The following is an 18,200-nucleotide window of genomic DNA, read 5'->3' on the forward strand; positions in this document are numbered from 1 at the left end:
ATACCGCGGTGGCCCCGGTGGCGGCGGCGGTGCACCCGGTGCACCCGCAGGTGGCGGCTTCCGCGGTCGTCCCGGCGGCGGTGGCGGTGGCGGCCGTGGCCGCGGCGGCGCAGCAGGCGCCTTCGGTCGTCCCGGTGGTGCACCGCGCCGTGGTCGCAAGTCGAAGCGGGCGAAACGCGCCGAATACGAGAACATGCAGGCACCGGCCGTCGGTGGCGTCCGGCTGCCGCGCGGCAACGGCGAGATCATCCGCCTCGCCCGTGGTGCGTCGCTGTCCGACTTCGCCGACAAGATCGACGCCAACCCGGCATCGCTGGTCCAGGCGCTGTTCAACCTCGGCGAGATGGTGACCGCGACCGAGTCGGTCAACGACGAGACGCTCGAGCTGCTCGGCTCGGAGATGAACTACCGCGTCCAGGTGGTCAGCCCCGAGGACGAGGACCGCGAGCTCCTCGACAGCTTCGACCTCACCTACGGCGAGGACGAGGGCGGCGAGGAAGACCTCGAACAGCGTCCGCCGGTGGTCACCGTCATGGGCCACGTCGATCACGGTAAGACCCGACTGCTCGACACGATCCGCAAGGCCAACGTCCGTGAGGGCGAGGCCGGCGGTATCACCCAGCACATCGGTGCCTACCAGGTGAACACCCACCTCAACGGTGAGGATCGCCTGATCACGTTCATCGACACCCCGGGTCACGAGGCGTTCACCGCCATGCGTGCCCGCGGTGCCAAGGCGACCGACATCGCGATCCTGGTGGTCGCGGCCGACGACGGCGTCATGCCGCAGACGGTGGAGGCGGTCAACCACGCCCAGGCGGCCGACGTGCCGATCGTGGTCGCGGTGAACAAGATCGACAAGGAAGGCGCCGACCCGCAGAAGATCCGCGGACAGCTGACCGAATACGGTCTGATCCCCGAGGAGTACGGCGGCGACGCCATGTTCGTCGACATCTCGGCCAAGCAGGGCGAGAACATCGACGCGCTGCTCGAAGCCGTCCTGCTCACCGCGGACGCGTCGCTCGACCTGCGGGCCAACCCGGACATGGACGCCCAGGGTGTCGCCATCGAGGCGCACCTCGACCGCGGCCGCGGCCCGGTGGCGACCGTGCTGGTCCAGCGCGGCACGCTGAAGGTCGGCGACTCGATCGTCGCCGGTGACGCCTACGGACGTGTCCGTCGCATGGTCGACGAGCACGGCGACGACGTCCCCGAGGCGCTGCCGTCACGTCCGGTCCAGGTCATCGGTTTCACCTCGGTCCCCGGCGCAGGCGACAACCTGCTCGTGGTCGAGGAGGACCGCATCGCCCGGCAGATCGCCGACCGGCGCAACGCGCGCAAGCGCAACGCGCTGGCCGCACGCAGCCGCAAGCGGATCAGCCTGGAAGACCTGGATTCGGCGCTCAAGGAGACCAGCCAGCTCAACCTCATCCTCAAGGGTGACAACTCGGGTACGGTCGAGGCCCTCGAAGAGGCGCTGCTGAACATCGAGATGGGCGACGAGGTCTCGCTGCGGATCATCGACCGCGGCGTGGGTGGCGTGACCGAGACCAACGTCAACCTGGCGGCGGCCTCGGATGCGATCATCATCGGCTTCAACGTCCGTGCGGAGGGCAAGGCCACCGAGCTGGCCAACCGCGAGGGCGTCGACATCCGGTACTACTCGGTGATCTACCAGGCCATCGACGAGATCGAGAGCGCGCTCAAGGGCATGCTCAAGCCGATCTACGAAGAGGTGGAGCTCGGCCGCGCCGAGATCCGCGCGATCTTCAAGTCGTCGAAGGTCGGCAACATCGCCGGTTGTCTCGTGCAGTCGGGCATCATGCGGCGCAACGCCAAGGCCCGCCTGTTGCGCGACAACGTGGTGGTCGCCGAGAACCTCACCGTCTCCTCGCTCAAGCGCGAGAAGGACGATGCCACCGAGGTTCGCGAAGGCTACGAATGTGGTCTCACGCTGACCTACTCGGACATCAAGGTGGACGACGTGATCGAGACCTACGAGCTGCGGGAGAAGCCGCGCGACTGATCGCGGCAGCGACTGCCCTCGTACGACATCTCGACAGCTGTGGTGCGCGCCGACCGGTTTCCGGTCGGCGCGCACGCAGCGCTACGGAAGGAGTCCTGTAATGGCTGATCCGGCACGAGCTCAGCGCCTGGCCAAGCGGATCTCGTCGATCGTCGCGTCGGCGATCGCGCACGAGATCAAGGATCCGCGACTGGCGTATGTCACCGTCACCGATGCCCGGGTGACCAACGACCTGCACGACGCGACGATCTACTACACCGTGATGGGCGAATCCATCGATGCCGAGCCCGATGTCGAGGCCGCGGCCGCGGGGCTGGCGAAAGCGACCGGCGTGCTGAGGTCGAAGGTCGGCGCGGGCACCGGGGTGCGCTTCACCCCGACGCTGCGTTTCGTACTCGACACGGTGCCCGACGCGGCACGTCAGATGGAGGAGCTCGTCGCCCGCGCCCGCGCGAACGACGAAATCGTCGCCCGGCGTGCGGCGGAGGCGAAGCCGGCGGGCGATTCGGACCCGTACCGTTCGGCGGACGACTCCACCGGTACCGAAGAGTGAGCGGTTCGTCGAGCGCGGCGATCGCCGCGACGCTGGCCTCTGCGACCGCGGTGACCATCTGCTGTCATGTGCGCCCCGATGCGGACACGATCGGCAGTGGTCTGGCGCTGGGGCTGGCACTCGACCGCCGGGGCGTCGACGTCGAGGTGTCCTACCCGGGGACCGAGCAACTCCCGGCGTCGCTCGCCGGGCTGCCCGGCAGCAAGCTGCTGTGTTCGCCCGCGCAGGTCGTCGGACATCCGCTCGTGGTGGCGGTCGACGCCGCCAATCTCGATCGTCTCGAGTCGCTCGGCGCGACGTTCACCGCGGCGCAGACCTCGGTCGTGATCGACCACCATGCGTCGAATCCCGGCTTCGGGGACCTCGACCTGGTCGACCCGGACGCCGACTGCACCGCGGTCCTGGTGCTCGACGTCCTCGACGACCTGGGCGTCGAACTCGACGCCGACATCGCCACCTGCATCTACGCCGGTCTCAGCACCGACACCGGTTCGTTCCGGTGGGCTCGTCCGGCGTCGTTCCGGGTGGCGGCCCGACTCCTCGAGACCGGCGTCGACGCGCGTAGGTGGAGCCGCATCCTGTTCGACTCGCATCCGTTCGCGTGGTTCTCGATGATGTCGGGCGTCCTGGCGTCGGCGCAGCTCGCCCCGTCCGCGTGCAACGGCGAGGGTCTCGTCTACGCGATCGTCGATCACCAGGCACTGGCCGGGATGAGTTGGGACGAGGCCGAGAGCGTCATCGACACGATCCGTACCGCGCGCGAAGCCGAGGTGGCCGCGGTCTTCAAGGAGAGCGAGCCGGGGAGGTGGACGGTCTCGCTGCGATCCAAGGACATCGTCGATCTCGTCCCGATCGCCCGGGCCCATGGTGGCGGCGGACATCGTCAGGCCTCCGGGTACAGCGACACCGGTACCGCTGACGACGTGGTCGCCAGGTTGCTGGAGTCGCTCTGAGCGAGGATTCCCCAGGCGTGGCGCGCATCGCCACGCTGACCGTCTCGGCTCTCGCGGTTCTCATCGCGCCTCCGCTCTACCTCCTGCTGGACCTTGCCGTCGTGGGACGTCTGGGCGGCGAACAACTGGCCGCACTGGGAGTCGGCACCCTGGTGCTCTCGATCGTCAGCACCCAGCTGACCTTCCTGTCCTACGGCACCACGGCCCGGTCCGCGCGACGCTTCGGTTCCGGTGACCGGCCCGGTGCGGTCGTCGAAGGCGTGCAGGCGAGTTGGATCGCGGTGGCGGTCGGCATCCTGATCGTCGCGGTGGCGTATCCGTGTGCCCCGGTCGTGATGCGCCTGCTGGTCGGAACGTCGTCGCCGGAGTCGGCCGCGGTCGCCCAGGACGCGGCGGGCTGGCTGCGGATCGCGATGTTCGGTGTCCCGCTGATCCTGTTGTCGATGGCGGGCAACGGGTGGATGCGCGGAGTGCAGGACACGCGTCGTCCGGTCGTCTACGTCGTGGTCGGTCTGTCCCTCGCCGCGGTGCTCGTCGTCGGACTGGTCCACGGCATCGGCCCGTTCCCGCGTCTGGGCCTGGACGGCAGCGCGGTGGCCAACGTGATCGGACAGGGTGTGACCGGCATGCTGTTCGCCGTGCGAGTGGTCCGTGAGGCGCGACGGGTCCCGGGTTCGCGCGCCTTCGCGCCCGACTGGTCGATCATCCGCGCCCAGCTGGTCATGGCGCGTGATCTGGTCGTGCGCAGTCTGTCGTTCCAGATCTGCTTCGTGTCCGCGGCCGCAGTCGCCGCCCGATTCGGGGTGGCCCAGGTCGCCGCTCATCAGCTGGTGCTGCAGCTGTGGGAGTTCATGGCGCTGTTCCTCGACTCGCTGGCCATCGCCGCCCAGGCCCTGGTCGGCGCCGCACTCGGTGCGGGACGCCTCGGCGCCGCCGACTCCGTGGCCCGTCGCGTCACCGCGGTGTCCGTGGTCGCCGCCACCGCGATGGGTGCACTGTTCGCCGCCGGCGCGACGCTGATCCCGCGCATCTTCACCTCCGACGCCGCGGTCCTCGATGCCGTGGGTGTGCCGTGGTGGTTCTTCGTCGGGATGCTGCCGATCGCCGGGGTGGTCTTCGCGCTCGACGGCGTCCTGCTCGGCAGCGGCGACGCCGCCTTCCTGCGCACCGCGACACTCACCGGCGCCCTGGTCGGCTTTCTGCCACTGATCTGGCTGTCGCTGGTGTTCGACTGGGGCCTCGCCGGCGTCTGGTCGGGCCTGGTGGTGTTCATGCTCGTCCGGCTGGCCACCGTGGTGTGGCGGATCCGATCCGGACGCTGGCGGCAGGCGGGTGCGGTCCGCGCCTGAGACCGCGACTCTGGCACGATGGATCCTCGTGGCTACTCTGTGGGCGATCAGCGATCTGCACATCGCACATCGGGGCAACGAGCACATCATCGACAGCATTCGGCCGACGTCGCCGGAGGACTGGCTCATCGTGGCCGGTGATGTCGCCGAACGCACCGACGACGTCGTCGACACCTTGCGTCGACTGCGGGCGCGCTTCGCCACCGTCGTCTGGGTGCCGGGCAATCACGAGCTGTACACGACGGCCAAGGATCCGCTGCAGGTGTTCGGGGTCGCGCGCTACGACTACCTGGTGCAGGCCTGCCGCGACATCGGTGTGGTCACCCCGGAGGACATCTATCCGCTCTTCGACCCGGGTGACGGCTCGGATCCGGTCCGCGTGGTCCCGATGTTCCTGCTCTACGACTACACCTTCCGCCCCGAGGGCACGGCGAACAAGCTGACCGCGCTCGCGCTCGCCCGGGAACGCAACGTGGTGGCGACCGACGAGTTCCTGCTGTCGCCCGAGCCGTTCCCCACCCGCGACGCCTGGGGGCGAGCGCGGATCGAGATCACCCGACGCCGGCTGGAGGCCATCGATCCGGCCGAGAAGACGATCCTGATCAATCACTGGCCCCTGCGTCGGGAACCGTGCGACGCACTCATCTATCCCGAGTTCGCGCTCTGGTGCGGCAGCGAACTGACGGCCGACTGGCACACCGAGTTCAACGCGGCCTGCTGCGTCTACGGCCATCTCCACATCCCGCGGACCACCTGGTACGACGGCATCCGGTTCGAAGAGGTGTCGGTCGGCTACCCGCGGGAATGGAAGCGTCGCGGACTGCCGAATCCGTTGATGCGCAACATCGTTCCCGGCGATGGGCTCGGCGCGGCCGATCTGCCCGAGCACGGGGTCCGGTTCGATCTGCCCCCGGACTATGCCGAACGCGCCGCCGAGTTCCGCCAGCGCGTCGAGCAGCGGCAGGCGGAGCGCCGCACCCGACAGGCCGAGAGACAGGCCGAACGCCAAGCACGAGAGGACAACCGATGATCGAGCAACTCCTGCCGGCGGGCGTCGCCTCGGCGGAGGCGTTCGCCGACCCGCCCGGTCTGGTCCTGATGCCGGCCGAGCAGAGCCTGATCTCCCGTGCGGTGGAGAAGCGCCGCCGCGAGTTCACCACCGTCCGGCACTGCGCCCGCCAGGCGCTGGGCGAGCTCGGTCACGAGCCGGTCCCGATCCTCAAGGGCGACAAGGGTGCACCCGTCTGGCCGGCCGGGATCGTGGGCAGCCTCACACACTGCGACGGCTATCGCGCCGCGACGGTGGCGTATGCCATGTCGGTGCGGTCCCTCGGCATCGACGCCGAACCGCACGACGCCCTGCCCGACGGCGTGCTCGAGCACACCAGTCTGCCGGCCGAGCGGGAGGTCCTCGCGACGCGATCGGGCGACCTGCACTGGGATCGATTGCTGTTCTGTGCCAAAGAGGCCACCTACAAGGCGTGGTTCCCGGTCGCCAAGCGCTGGCTGGGTTTCGAGGACGCGCACATCACCTTCGAGCAGTCCACCCCGACGTCGGGCACGTTCACCTCGCGCATTCTCATCGACCCGGCCGCGACCGACGGGGGGCCGCCGCTGCTCGAGTTCTCCGGTCGCTGGCTGGTCGAGCGGGGCATCATCACCACCACGATCGCGCTGACCTGACGTGGCCGACGCAACCATCGAGAACGCCGGGCTGCTCGTCGTCGACAAGCCGGCCGGTATGACGAGCCACGACGTCGTCTCGCGCTGCCGGAAGATCTTCAACACCCGCCGCGTCGGCCATGCGGGCACCCTCGACCCGATGGCGACCGGCGTCCTGGTCGTCGGGATCGAGAGGGCCACAAAACTTCTCGGTCTGTTGTCGCTGACCACGAAGTCCTACACGGCGACGATCCGGCTCGGTGCGTCCACGACGACCGACGATCGCGAGGGGGAGATCCTCTCCACCGCGGACGCATCCGGGGTGTCCGATACCGAGATCGCCACGGCGATGGTCGAACTCACCGGTGACATCCAGCAGGTCCCGGCGAAGGTCAGCGCGATCAAGGTCGACGGCCGACGGGCGCACGCGCTCGTGCGTACCGGCGCCGACTTCGACCTCGCGGCGCGCCCGGTCACCGTGTCCCGCTTCGAGCTGCTCGCCACCCGGCGCGACGGGGAGTTCGTCGATCTCGATGTGGTGGTGGACTGTTCGTCGGGTACCTACATCCGATCACTGGCACGCGATCTCGGCGCCGCCCTGGAACTCGGCGGGCACCTCACCGAACTCCGCCGGACCGCGGTCGGCCCGTTCACGCTCGACCATGCGCGCACGCTCGACGACGTGCGCGAGGAGCCGCGCGTCAGCCTCGACATCGACGAGGCGGTCAAGATCTCGTTCCCGCGCCGGGACATCGACGACGACGAGGCCGAGTCGATCAGTCAGGGACGGTGGCTGGAGCCGATCGGACGCAAGGAGATCTATGTCGTCGTCGACCCGCGGGAGCAGGCGATCGCGCTGATCCAGGAGAAGGGTCGTCGCGCGAGTTCGGTGATGGTGGTCCGGCCGGCGACGCTGCGCTGACGCCGGTGACCGCGCTCCCGGACCGGGTCAGGCGCGCGGGACGACGAAGATGGCGCGCGCGGCGATGTCGCCGAGGTCGATCGGATCGGCATCGTCGAGCGACACCGAGATCGTGCCCGCGAACGGGCGTTTCTCGGCGACGGTCACCACGCAGTCGAGCGCGACGCCCACCTGATCGAAGTAGCGCAGCATCTCGGGATCGGTGTCGGAGATCCGGGCGATGGCGCCCGACGCCCCCACATCCAGGTCGGCGAGCAGGGCCGCGTCCGGCGCGGGGATCGTGCCGTCCAGGGCGGGGATCGGGTCACCATGCGGATCCCGGTCGGGGAAACCGAGTTTCGCGTCCAGCCGGGCCATCAGACGGTCGGAGACCGCGTGCTCGAGGATCTCCGCCTCATCGTGCACCTCGTCCCACCGGTATCCGAGTTCGCGCACCAGGAAGGTCTCGATCAGACGATGGCGGCGCACCATCAGGATGGCCGCGGATCGACCCTCGTCGGTCAGGGTGACCGCGCCGTACGGTTCGTGGGAGACGAATCCCTGGTCGGCGAGCTTGCGGATCGCCTCCGAGGCGGTGGATGCGGACACACCGAGGGACTGGGCCAGCAGCTTGGTGGTGACCTTGACGTCCTCCCACTCCTGGCTGGTCCAGATCACTTTCAGATAGTCCTGGGTCACCTGTGACAGTTCTGTCACCGGACGATCCGATCCCCGAGGCATGACCAAGAGCTTAACCCCACCGCAAACGCGAGTGGCGGTGGTGGTTTGGAACACCGGGTGCCCGTAGTCTGGTCGCGTGTTGCGATGGCGAGGTCTGGACGACATCCCCGCGGACTGGGGACGGTGCGTGGTCACCATCGGTGTCTTCGACGGTGTCCACCGGGGACACGCCGAGCTCATCAGCGCCGCCACCACGGCGGCGAAGGAGCACGGGGTGCCGGCGGTGCTGATGACATTCGATCCGCATCCGTCCGAGGTGGTCCGGCCGGGATCCCATCCGCCGCAACTGACGACGCTGACGCGGCGCGCCGAGCTGGCCGAGGAACTCGGCATCGACGTCTTCTGCGTCATGCCGTTCACCCCCGAACTCGCCGCCCGGTCGCCGAAGGACTTCGCCCACGACATCCTCGTGGAGACGTTGCACGCTGCCGTCGTGGTGGTCGGCGACAACTTCACCTTCGGTCGCAAGGCGGCCGGGGACGTGTCCAAGCTCGCCGAACTCGGTGGGAAATTCGGCTTCTCGGTGGAATCGGTGTCGCTGTTCGGTGAACACGCGGTGACGTTCTCGTCGACCTACATCCGTTCCTGTGTCGCGGCCGGTGACGTGGACCGTGCCACCGAGGCGCTCGGTCGACCGCATCGGGTCGAGGGCGTCGTGGTGCGTGGCGACGGCCGCGGCCGCGACCTGGGCTACCCGACGGCCAATGTGGCGCCGCCGATGTACGCCGCCATCCCGGCCGACGGCGTCTACGCCGCCTGGTTCACGATCCTCGGCGCCGGTCCGGTCGTCGGCGAGGTCGAGCCGGGGGAGCGGTACGAGGCCGCGGTGTCGGTGGGCACCAATCCGACGTTCTCCGGCCGGACTCGCACCGTCGAGGCGTTCGTGCTCGACAAGAGTGCCGATCTGTACGGCCAGCACGTCGCCGTCGACTTCGTCCATCGCATCCGCGGCATGGAGCAGTTCGACGGCGTCGACGATCTGATCACCGCGATGGGTGACGACGTCACGAAGACCAGGGAGATCCTGGCCGCGGCCGAGAGCTGAGGGTTCACGGCCCGCTCGCTGCGCTCCCGGCGCCGATTTGGGCCGCGTCCCACCCGGGCTGTAGCCTGATCAGTCGGTGTTGCTGCAGTCCGCGGTGGCGCACCGTTGTCGTTTCGGACGCGGTACTGAGAAACAGGAGTATCTCCATGGCTTTGACTGTCGAGCAGAAGAAGGAAATCCTCGCCGAGTACGGTCTGCACGAGACCGACACCGGTTCGCCCGAGGCCCAGGTCGCGATGCTGACCAAGCGCATCACCGACCTCACCGAGCACCTGAAGCAGCACAAGCACGACCACCACAGCCGGCGCGGCCTGCTCCTGCTGGTCGGACGCCGTCGTCGTCTGCTCAAGTACGTCGCCAAGGTCGACATCAACCGCTACCGTTCGCTCATCGAGCGCCTCGGCCTGCGTCGCTGATCTCACGACTTCGACCGGCCGCCCCCGAATCCGGGGGCGGCCGGTTTGTCGTATGCATGTTCGTCGTATTGAGGTATTGACAGTCGGCGGTGATACGCTGACAGACGGATCGTGCCGGAACTCGAGGCAGTACGGAACGACCAGCCAGATCGGTCCTCGGTAGTGGCCGCCGGAAACCTCGCCCGGGCAATCCCCGGGCGCGCAGGATTCCGGCCGCTTCGATCGAAGGCCGTCTGAGCACTCATCCGGCGCTGATACGTTGCGCCATTCACCGTGCTGCCGCACATTCTCGGCGCGTTCTGGGTCGGTCCGATCCGCGCGTGCGCTCTCGAGGACATGTCCGCTCGACGCGGCATGTGAGTACGTGCTGCGCACCTCCGCGATGACCACCCCCAACCGCACAAGCGGCCGACTTCGCGTGGCCGCGTCAGACGGCCGCCACCGGCAGCCGCTACGAAGGGATTCCACCCCACATGACAGATGTGAACACGACCGAAGACTTCGCCGACGACTACGACGACGCCATCACCGAGGCGACCGCCGTCATCGACAACGGGAGTTTCGGCACCCGCACGATCCGGTTCGAGACCGGACGCCTCGCGCTGCAGGCCGCCGGGTCGGTCACCGCCTACCTCGACGACGAGAACATGCTGCTCTCGACCACCGCTGCGTCGAAGCACCCGAAGGAGCACTTCGACTTCTTCCCGCTCACCGTGGACGTCGAGGAGCGGATGTACGCCGCCGGACGCATCCCCGGATCGTTCTTCCGCCGCGAGGGCCGCCCCTCGACCGACGCGATCCTGACCTGTCGCCTCATCGACCGTCCGCTGCGCCCGTCGTTCGTCGACGGTCTCCGCAACGAGATCCAGGTCGTCGTGACCGTCCTCTCGCTCAACCCCAACGACCTCTACGACGTCGTCGCGATCAACGCCGCGTCGGCCTCGACCCAGCTCGCCGGCCTGCCGTTCTCCGGCCCCGTCGGCGGCGTGCGCGTCGCGCTCATCCCGACCGAGGAGAACAAGGCCGGACAATGGGTCGCGTTCCCGACCGTCGAGCAGCTCGAGGGCGCCGTGTTCGACATGGTCGTCGCGGGCCGCATCGTCGCCGGCTCCGGTGACACCGCCGACGTCGCGATCATGATGGTCGAGGCAGAGGCCACCGACAACGTCATCGACCTCGTCGCCGGTGGCGCACAGGCGCCGACCGAGGCGATCGTGGCCGAGGGCCTCGAAGCCGCCAAGCCGTTCATCGCCCGCCTCTGCGAGGCGCAGAAGTCCCTGGCCGCCGCCGCGGCCAAGGAGACCGCCGAGTTCCCGCTGTACCCGCCGTACCAGTCGGACGTCTACGACGCCGTGGCCGCCGCTGCCACCGATCGCCTGTCGGAGATCCTGACGATCGCGGGCAAGCAGGAGCGCGACGACAAGACCGACGAGCTCAAGGCAGACATCCTGGCCCAGCTCGGCGAGCAGTTCGAGGGTCGCGAGAAGGAGATCGGCGGCGCCTACCGGTCGCTGACCAAGAAGCTCGTACGCCAGCGCATCCTGACCGACCACTTCCGCATCGACGGTCGCGGCATCACCGACATCCGCGCGCTGTCGGCCGAGGTCGCCATCATCCCGCGTGCGCACGGCAGCGCGCTGTTCGAACGCGGCGAGACCCAGATCATGGGTGTCACCACCCTCGACATGGTCAAGATGGCGCAGCAGATCGACTCGCTCGGACCCGAGACGTCGAAGCGGTACATGCACCACTACAACTTCCCGCCGTACTCGACCGGTGAGACCGGCCGCGTCGGTTCGCCCAAGCGTCGCGAGATCGGCCACGGCGCGCTCGCCGAGCGTGCCCTGGTGCCGGTGTTGCCGAGTGTCGAGGACTTCCCGTACGCGATCCGTCAGGTCTCCGAGGCATTGAGCTCCAACGGTTCGACCTCGATGGGTTCGGTCTGCGCGTCGACCATGTCGCTGCTGAATGCCGGTGTGCCGCTGCGCGCCCCGGTGGCCGGTATCGCCATGGGCCTCGTCTCCGACACCGTCGACGGCGAAACCCGTTATGTCGCACTGACCGACATCCTCGGCGCCGAGGATGCCTTCGGCGACATGGACTTCAAGGTCGCGGGCACCAAGGACTTCGTGACCGCGCTGCAGCTCGACACCAAGCTCGACGGCATCCCGTCGCAGGTGCTCGCGGGTGCGCTCAGCCAGGCCAAGGACGCCCGGCTGACCATCCTCGACGTCATGGCCGAGGCCATCGACGAGCCGGACGAGATGAGCCCGTTCGCGCCGCGGATCACCACCATCAAGATCCCGATGGACAAGATCGGTGAGCTGATCGGCCCCAAGGGCAAGACGATCAACGGCATCACCGAGGAGACCGGCGCAAACGTCTCCATCGAGGACGACGGCACCGTGTTCGTCGGCGCCGCCGACGGCCCGTCCGCGCAGGCCGCGATCGACCGCATCAACGCGATCGCGAACCCGCAGCTGCCGAAGGTCGGGGAGCGTTTCCTCGGCACCGTCGTCAAGACCACCGCGTTCGGTGCGTTCGTGTCGCTGCTGCCGGGTCGCGACGGCCTGGTGCACATCTCGAAGCTCGGCAAGGGCAAGCGCATCAACAAGGTCGAGGACGTCGTGAACGTGGGCTCCAAGCTCCGCGTGGAGATCGCCGACATCGACGAGCGCGGCAAGATCAGCCTCGTCCCGGTCGACGACGACGCCGACAAGGCGGAGGCACCGGCTGCCGAGGCAGCCACCGCAGACGCCTGATCTGACACCGAGTGGGTCCGGAAGGGGCCCGTCGTCCATGCGGACGGCGGGCCCCTTCGCCGTGTCGTGGCTCTACCGACGATCGGGTTCGTCGAACCAGATCTCGAATCCGTCGGTCCAGGCCGTTCCGGAGCCGGCGATCTGCTCGTACAGACCCTCGATGGTCTGGGCCGTCGAGATCGCCTGGTCGGGGTTCTGGGTACCGAAGTTCCCGCTCGAGGAGATCCCGACGAGGACGTACCGGCCGGCGCGGGTCTCCTGGTACCAGGGCGACTCGGAGTCGCCGCCCAGGACGACGAGCTCGGCGTTGACGAGCCGGTGTTCGGGTGCCGCGTCCTGATGCAGCAGTCCCGTCACGGTGCCGACGGTCGTGCCGGTGCGTTCACCGGTCTTGGCCACCGGTTCGCCGACCTCGGGGTCGGCCGCCGTCACGAACACCGGGTCCACGTCCCAGTCGTCCTCGATCGCGATGACGGTGTAACCGCGGGGATCGGCGAGGGCGATCGACCCGTCCGGGGTGCCGCCGTCGTCCTTCCATTCCACGACCTCGCCGATCGGCTCGCCGTCGGTGGTGGTGACCTCGTCGCCGACACCGTCGGCGCAGTGCCCGGCGGTGACCGCGAGACGGTCGCCGTCGGCATTGGTCCCGAAGAATCCGATGGAGCACAGTCCGTCGCCGATCAGGATGCCCTGCCCGGCGGTGAGCGTGTCGGCGTACCGGGGCGTGACCGCGGTTGCGGGGGTTGCGGTGCCCAGCGCCACGGCCAGGGCGGCCAGCAGGGTGGTCGCGGCAGCGACGTGAGGCTTGATCATCGGGGTGTCCTTTGCTCCGAGCGGGTGTCTGCTCCGTTGGAGTGCCGCACGGGTCCTGTGGTGTCCGGCCCGACCCGGAATCATCCGACCGGCCGACGGCCCGGTCGGTCGCGACGCGCGCCTAGACTCTGCAGAGATGTCCGGTGAGGAGAAGGTGCAGCTGACGGTCGCGCGCCGTCGCGACGCCGGCGACGTCTCCGCCGCGCGCGCCGTCGCCGAACTCCTGCGCACCGCACCGGTGATCGGCCGGGCCGACATGACCGTCCGTCAGGCGGCCGCGCTGATGACCGAGCGCGGACAGGATTATGTGGTCATCCCGCTGCCGGACCGACGCCACGGTGTGCTGACCGACGGCGACATCCGGGCCGAGGTGGTCGCGGCCGGGCGCAGCGTCGACACCGAGGTCGGGGAGATCGTGACGGAGCCGGCGTTCGTCGTCGATGCCGGGGCGGCCGCCGTGGACGTCCTGACCGAACTCGTCGATCGTGACCTCTCGATCGTCCCGGTGTGCGATGCCGACGGCGATGTGGTCGGTGTCGTCGGTCCGGGCGATTTCGTCGCCGACCCGGCGGGTGCCGGAATTCCTCTGCGCGAACAGATCCGGCGGTCGATCGACGTCGACGAGCTGAAGGGGCACGCGCGCCGCCTGCCGCAGTTCGTCGCCGACCTGGTGCGCCGCGACCGGCCGCCGTACGAGATCACCCGCGCGGCGTCCCTGATCGTCGATTCGGTCGTCGGTCGTGCGCTCGATGTCGTCCTCGCCGCCCATCCCGAGCTCGATCCGGCGGCGTTCACCTGGCTGTCGCTGGGCAGCACCGCTCGTCGGGAACCGGTCTTGAGCTCCGACGTGGATTCGGCTGTCTCTCTCGATGATTCGGTGGCCGACGAGATCGATCGGTACCGGGCGGCGTTCGGTGAGGTCGACGAGGTGTTGCGGAACGCTGGACTGCGGGTCGACGCCAACGGCGCCCTCGCGTCGAAGCCGCTGTTCGCGCGGACGCACTCGCAGTGGCAGGCGGCGGCGCGGGGCTGGATCGACGACCCACTCGCGGGCAAGGGGATGATCTTCACGTCGCTGATGCTCGACGGCCGGCCGGTCCGCGGGGGCGGCGCGTCGTCGGCGACGCCGGCGGTCGCGATGATCGCCGGCCTGCGGCGTGACCCGAGGACGATGAATCTGCTTCTGGCCGAGACTCTGTCGACGCGCGCCCGGTTGCGTTCCCGGCGTGATGTGCTGACCGGGCGGGGCAACGTCGTCGACATCAAGCAGCATGCGGTCACACCGCTGGTCAACATCGCGCGATGGGCTGCGGTCAGTGTCGGGTCGACCGACGTCGACACCCGGGGCCGTCTGCGCGCGGCGTCCGGCAGCGAGATGCTGCCGGACGAGCAGGCGTCGATGCTCATCGAGGTCTTCGACGTGTTGCAGCGCGTCCGACTGCGATATCAGGTCGCGCAGTTCGACAACGGCGACCCGCCCGGCGATCGGTTCGACGTCAGACAGTTGTCCCCGCTGGACCGCAGCCTCCTCGGGCAGGCGGTCCGCGAGATCGCCGGTGTGCAGCGGCGGATGTCCACCATGAGCCGACTCCTCCCCGGACCCGAGCAGGTGACCTGAAACCCGATGTGTCTGATCCTCTTCGCGTGGAACGCCCACCCCACCCGGCGTCTGATCGTGGCCGCCAACCGGGACGAGCAGCACCGCCGCCGCACGTTCGCGCTGTCGCACTGGGACGACCTGCCGAACCTCGGGGGTCGCGATGCCGTCGCCGGCGGGACGTGGATGGCCGTCTCGGCGGAGACGCCCGACCGGGTGGCGATGGTCACGAACGTTCGCGTCGGTCCGGCTCGACGAACCGGAATCCGTTCGCGCGGACAGCTTCCGGTGGACTATCTGGTCGGTGACGACGATCCGAAGGTGTACGCGCACCGGGTCGTCGACGACGCTGCCGCGTACGACCCGGTCAATCTGCTCGTCGCCGATCGGAACGAGCTGTGGTGGATGACGAACTGGCCGGAGCCGCGCGCCGAGCGGGTTGCCGACGGCGTGCACGGTCTCTCCAACGGGGCCCTGGACAACGACTGGCCGAAGGTCGTCGACGGTGCGGCGGCGCTGGGTGAGCTGGTCGAGGCGGAGGGCGCCGATCCAGACGCCGCCACCCTGGACGAGTCCTATTTCGCCATGCTGGCCGACCAGGATCGGCCGGACCCGGCGAGGCTGCCCGACACCGGCGTCGGCCCACAGGCTGAGGCGGCGCTGTCGTCGATGTTCATCAACATCCCCGGATACGGCACCCGGGCATCGACCCTTCTGCGGGTCGGGCACGACGGCCACGGATCGATGACCGAGCGACGCTATGGCTGGCGTGCGCGACGTCGAGGAACCACGACGCTGACCTTCTGACCGCTTGTGCTCAGTTGTGCGCGAAGGGGTTCGGCGACACTTCCAGGCCGAGTGCGGCGCCGACCTCCGCGGTGAACAGTTCGCCGTCTCGCGTGCTCAGCCCCGAGGCCAGTGCCGGGTCGGCCGCGCACGCCTTCGCCGGTCCCGAATCGGCCAGCCGGAGGACGTGCGGGAGGGTGGCGCCGGTGAGCGCCTGGGTCGACGTACGCGCGACATTGCCGGGCATGTTCGCGACGCAGTAGAAGACGGTCTCGTGGACGGCGAAGGTCGGATCATCATGCGTGGTGGGCCGGGAGTCCTCGAAACAACCACCCTGGTCGATCGCGACGTCGACGAGCACCGCGCCCGGCTTCATCCGGGCGACAGTGCTGTTCGAGACGAGGACCGGTGCCTTGGCACCCGGGACGAGAACGGCTCCGATCACCAGGTCGGCGTCGACGACGGCGGACTCGATCGCGAGTGCCGTGCTGTACCGGGTGTGGACGCGGCCGGCGAAGCGGGCGTCGACGGCCCGCAGTTTGGCGATGTCGATGTCGAAGACGGTGACCTGGGCGCCCATGCCGAGCGCGATCTGGGCCGCGTTGACGCCGCTGACGCCACCGCCGAGAACGACGACGTCGGCGGGCTCGGTTCCCGGGACGCCGCCCATCAGTACGCCCCGGCCACCCGCCGAACGCATCAGGTGGTAGGCGCCCACCTGCGGTGCGAGGCGTCCGGCGACCTCGCTCATCGGGGCCAGGAGGGGGAGTGCACCGTCGGCGCTGCGGACCATCTCGTAGGCGATGGAGGTGATGCCCGAGGCAAGCAGTGCCTGTGTGCACTCTCGGCCCGCCGCGAGGTGAAGGTAGGTGAACAGGGTCTGATCCCGGCGCATCAGCGGGAACTCGGAGGCAATCGGTTCCTTGACCTTCAGCAGCAGATCGGCCTGCTCCCACACCTCGGCGGCCGATCCCAGGATCTGTGCGCCCGCGGCCTTGAAATCGTTGTCGGGAATCGCCGAGCCCTCACCCGCACCGGCCTGGATCACGACGTCGTGACCGCGATGGTGGAGTTCGGCGACGCCGGCCGGGGTGATGGCCACCCGGTACTCGTGGTTCTTGATCTCGGTGGGGATGCCGATACGCATGGTGACTCCGTACTGGTTGCGTCTCCTGAATGTTCCTCGGTGAACTGATTCCAGCGTGAAGGAACGTCGACCGTGTCACAATGTGACTGAAGAATATTCTCGACAGTCGGGATTCGCCGACGATTCTGTGATCGGAGAGCATGCGATGCCCGCGACGCCGAAGGATGTTCGGACGGGCGACCTCGACGCGACGGACCAAGAGCTATTGCGACTGCTGCAGTCGGATGCGCGGATGCCCAACAGCGAACTGGCCCAGCGCGTCGGCATCGCCGCGTCGACCTGCCATGGGCGTCTGCGGAGGCTCGTCGAACTCGGCATCATCCGCGGCTTCTTCGCCGATGTCGACCCGGCCGCGCTGGGACGTCCGTTGCGCGCGATGGTCGCCGTCAGCCTGCAGTCCGACGCGCGCGGGCGGATCCGGCAGTTCGTCGGCGAGATCGCCACCCACGACGAGGTGATCGATGTGTTCTTCCTCGCCGGCACCGACGACTATCTGCTGCATGTCGCCGCTGCCGACACCGAGGCGCTGCGCCAGTTCGTCGAACGACTCAACGGCCGGCCGGAGGTCGCCGGCACCACCACGTCGCTGGTGTTCGAGCACCGCCGCGGCGGTGCCCCGATCTTCTGAGGCTACGACGCCACTAGACTGGGCCGGCAACGATTGGGATGTGGCGCGTCGACAAGAAGAGGGTGGGCATGAGCGGTATCAAGGTGGGCGTCCTGGGCAGCCAGGGCAAGGTCGGGCAGGCGATCGTCGCCGCGGTCGAGAACGCCGACGACCTCACCTACACCGTGGGCGTCGACAAGGGGGACTCCCTGGAGTTCTTCACCGACACCGAGACCCAGGTCGTCGTCGACTTCACCCACCCCGATGTGGTGATGGACAACCTGAAGTTCCTCATCGCCAACGGGATTCACGCCGTCGTCGGCACCACCGGATTCACCGAGGAACGACTGGACACGGTCCGTGGCTGGCTGTCGGACAACCCCGGCGTGGGCGTCCTCATCGCACCCAACTTCGCGATCGGCGCCGTGCTGTCCATGCGTTTCGCCGCGCAGGCCGCCAAGTACTACGAGTCGGTCGAGGTGATCGAGTTGCACCACCCGCACAAGGCCGACGCGCCGTCGGGTACCGCCTATCGGACGGCAGAGCTGATCGGGCGGGCGCGGGCCGAGGCCGGGGTCGGACGGAGCCCCGACGCCACGACCGAGGAACTCGACGGCGCCCGCGGCGCTGTCGTCGACGACGTGCGCGTCCACTCGGTGCGGCTCGCCGGACTCGTCGCCCATCAGGAGGTGCTGCTCGGCACCGCCGGTGAGACGCTCACCATCCGGCACGACTCCCTCGACCGGGCGTCGTTCGCACCGGGAGTGCTCCTGGGCGTGCGCAGCATAGCCGGCCGCCCGGGCCTCACCATCGGGCTCGAAGAACTGATGGACCTCTGACCG

General features: G+C 68.8%; 17 protein-coding genes. 14 read left to right on the top strand and 3 right to left on the bottom strand.

Features of this window, described 5'->3' with window-relative positions; all coding sequences use genetic code 11:
- The 7 genes from infB to truB all read left to right on the top strand — a co-directional run.
- The coding region (infB, locus tag MHN80_RS20330) for a translation initiation factor IF-2 (protein ID WP_239403430.1) at positions 1–2,026 on the top strand (2,026 nt) is incomplete at its 5' end.
- 100 nt (positions 2,027–2,126) lie between these two features.
- The gene (gene rbfA / locus MHN80_RS20335) at positions 2,127–2,579 is read left to right on the top strand and encodes a 30S ribosome-binding factor RbfA (RefSeq protein ID WP_004021895.1); all 453 of its coding nucleotides are present in this window, start codon (positions 2,127–2,129) and stop codon (positions 2,577–2,579) included.
- Complete coding sequence (locus MHN80_RS20340; RefSeq protein WP_004021894.1) at positions 2,576–3,532, top strand: bifunctional oligoribonuclease/PAP phosphatase NrnA; 957 nt, start codon at positions 2,576–2,578, stop codon at positions 3,530–3,532. Before rbfA ends, MHN80_RS20340 begins: the two co-directional genes overlap by 4 nt.
- A 17-nt stretch (positions 3,533–3,549) precedes the next feature.
- A complete protein-coding gene (locus MHN80_RS20345) occupies positions 3,550–4,881 on the top strand; it encodes an MATE family efflux transporter (protein WP_004021893.1) in 1,332 nt (443 codons plus the stop codon).
- A 28-nt stretch (positions 4,882–4,909) separates the two neighbouring features.
- Complete coding sequence (locus tag MHN80_RS20350) at positions 4,910–5,911, top strand: metallophosphoesterase (protein ID WP_172622053.1); 1,002 nt, start codon at positions 4,910–4,912, stop codon at positions 5,909–5,911.
- A complete protein-coding gene (locus tag MHN80_RS20355; protein ID WP_239403431.1) occupies positions 5,908–6,564 on the top strand; it encodes a 4'-phosphopantetheinyl transferase in 657 nt (218 codons plus the stop codon). Before MHN80_RS20350 ends, MHN80_RS20355 begins: the two co-directional genes overlap by 4 nt.
- Before the next feature lies 1 nt (position 6,565).
- Positions 6,566–7,465: a tRNA pseudouridine(55) synthase TruB gene (gene truB / locus MHN80_RS20360; protein WP_004021890.1), complete on the top strand. Its 900-nt coding sequence runs from the start codon at positions 6,566–6,568 to the stop codon at positions 7,463–7,465.
- A gap of 27 nt (positions 7,466–7,492) precedes the next feature.
- Here truB and MHN80_RS20365 read toward each other — a convergent pair whose 3' ends face one another.
- Positions 7,493–8,161 (bottom strand): metal-dependent transcriptional regulator, encoded by a 669-nt coding sequence (locus tag MHN80_RS20365; protein ID WP_004021889.1) that lies wholly within the window; start codon positions 8,159–8,161, stop codon positions 7,493–7,495.
- Positions 8,162–8,261: 100 nt separating this feature from the next.
- On the opposite strand from MHN80_RS20365, the gene MHN80_RS20370 reads away from it, so the two are divergent.
- The 3 genes from MHN80_RS20370 (at position 8,262) to MHN80_RS20380 (ending at position 12,408) form a co-directional block, all read left to right on the top strand.
- Positions 8,262–9,230, top strand: coding sequence for a bifunctional riboflavin kinase/FAD synthetase (locus MHN80_RS20370; RefSeq protein ID WP_081487019.1), 969 nt, complete (start codon positions 8,262–8,264; stop codon positions 9,228–9,230).
- Between the two features lie 146 nt (positions 9,231–9,376).
- On the top strand, positions 9,377–9,646 hold the full coding sequence (gene rpsO, locus MHN80_RS20375) for a 30S ribosomal protein S15 (protein ID WP_004021887.1): 270 nt from the start codon (positions 9,377–9,379) through the stop codon (positions 9,644–9,646).
- 473 nt (positions 9,647–10,119) lie between these two features.
- Positions 10,120–12,408: a polyribonucleotide nucleotidyltransferase gene (locus MHN80_RS20380; protein ID WP_064571714.1), complete on the top strand. Its 2,289-nt coding sequence runs from the start codon at positions 10,120–10,122 to the stop codon at positions 12,406–12,408.
- Between the two features lie 72 nt (positions 12,409–12,480).
- Here the strand turns inward: MHN80_RS20380 and MHN80_RS20385 are convergent, their stop codons facing one another.
- Positions 12,481–13,221: a S1 family peptidase gene (locus MHN80_RS20385; RefSeq protein ID WP_239403432.1), complete on the bottom strand. Its 741-nt coding sequence runs from the start codon at positions 13,219–13,221 to the stop codon at positions 12,481–12,483.
- A 136-nt stretch (positions 13,222–13,357) separates the two neighbouring features.
- Between MHN80_RS20385 and MHN80_RS20390 the strand changes: the two genes are divergently transcribed.
- Together MHN80_RS20390 and MHN80_RS20395 are read left to right on the top strand one after the other, a co-directional pair.
- Complete coding sequence (locus MHN80_RS20390) at positions 13,358–14,839, top strand: putative nucleotidyltransferase substrate binding domain-containing protein (protein ID WP_239403433.1); 1,482 nt, start codon at positions 13,358–13,360, stop codon at positions 14,837–14,839.
- Between the two features lie 6 nt (positions 14,840–14,845).
- Positions 14,846–15,625, top strand: a complete 780-nt coding sequence (locus MHN80_RS20395; RefSeq protein WP_239403434.1) for an NRDE family protein — start codon at positions 14,846–14,848, stop codon at positions 15,623–15,625.
- A 10-nt stretch (positions 15,626–15,635) separates the two neighbouring features.
- Here the strand turns inward: MHN80_RS20395 and ald are convergent, their stop codons facing one another.
- The gene (ald, locus tag MHN80_RS20400; RefSeq protein WP_101818715.1) at positions 15,636–16,751 is read right to left on the bottom strand and encodes an alanine dehydrogenase; all 1,116 of its coding nucleotides are present in this window, start codon (positions 16,749–16,751) and stop codon (positions 15,636–15,638) included.
- A 145-nt stretch (positions 16,752–16,896) separates the two neighbouring features.
- Between ald and MHN80_RS20405 the strand changes: the two genes are divergently transcribed.
- Positions 16,897–17,379 carry an Lrp/AsnC family transcriptional regulator gene (locus MHN80_RS20405; RefSeq protein ID WP_239403435.1) on the top strand — a complete coding sequence of 161 codons (483 nt, stop codon included), beginning with the start codon at positions 16,897–16,899 and terminating at the stop codon, positions 17,377–17,379.
- Positions 17,380–17,447: 68 nt separating this feature from the next.
- A complete protein-coding gene (gene dapB / locus MHN80_RS20410; RefSeq protein WP_239403436.1) occupies positions 17,448–18,197 on the top strand; it encodes a 4-hydroxy-tetrahydrodipicolinate reductase in 750 nt (249 codons plus the stop codon).
- The last annotated feature ends 3 nt before the right edge of the window (positions 18,198–18,200 follow it).

The organism is Gordonia sp. McavH-238-E, assembly GCF_022348225.1.
GTDB lineage: Bacteria > Actinomycetota > Actinomycetes > Mycobacteriales > Mycobacteriaceae > Gordonia > Gordonia terrae.

What these genes read in the sequence shown, in the direction of transcription:
- rbfA (WP_004021895.1), top strand. Translation starts at nt 2,127, where the DNA reads ATGGCTGATCCGGCACGAGCTCAGCGCCTGGCCAAGCGGATCTCGTCG.
- MHN80_RS20355 (WP_239403431.1), top strand. Translation starts at nt 5,908, where the DNA reads ATGATCGAGCAACTCCTGCCGGCGGGCGTCGCCTCGGCGGAGGCGTTC.
- rpsO (WP_004021887.1), top strand. Translation starts at nt 9,377, where the DNA reads ATGGCTTTGACTGTCGAGCAGAAGAAGGAAATCCTCGCCGAGTACGGT.
- MHN80_RS20380 (WP_064571714.1), top strand. Translation starts at nt 10,120, where the DNA reads ATGACAGATGTGAACACGACCGAAGACTTCGCCGACGACTACGACGAC.
- MHN80_RS20385 (WP_239403432.1), bottom strand. Translation starts at nt 13,221, where the DNA reads ATGATCAAGCCTCACGTCGCTGCCGCGACCACCCTGCTGGCCGCCCTG.
- MHN80_RS20390 (WP_239403433.1), top strand. Translation starts at nt 13,358, where the DNA reads ATGTCCGGTGAGGAGAAGGTGCAGCTGACGGTCGCGCGCCGTCGCGAC.
- MHN80_RS20395 (WP_239403434.1), top strand. Translation starts at nt 14,846, where the DNA reads ATGTGTCTGATCCTCTTCGCGTGGAACGCCCACCCCACCCGGCGTCTG.
- ald (WP_101818715.1), bottom strand. Translation starts at nt 16,751, where the DNA reads ATGCGTATCGGCATCCCCACCGAGATCAAGAACCACGAGTACCGGGTG.
- MHN80_RS20405 (WP_239403435.1), top strand. Translation starts at nt 16,897, where the DNA reads ATGCCCGCGACGCCGAAGGATGTTCGGACGGGCGACCTCGACGCGACG.
- dapB (WP_239403436.1), top strand. Translation starts at nt 17,448, where the DNA reads ATGAGCGGTATCAAGGTGGGCGTCCTGGGCAGCCAGGGCAAGGTCGGG.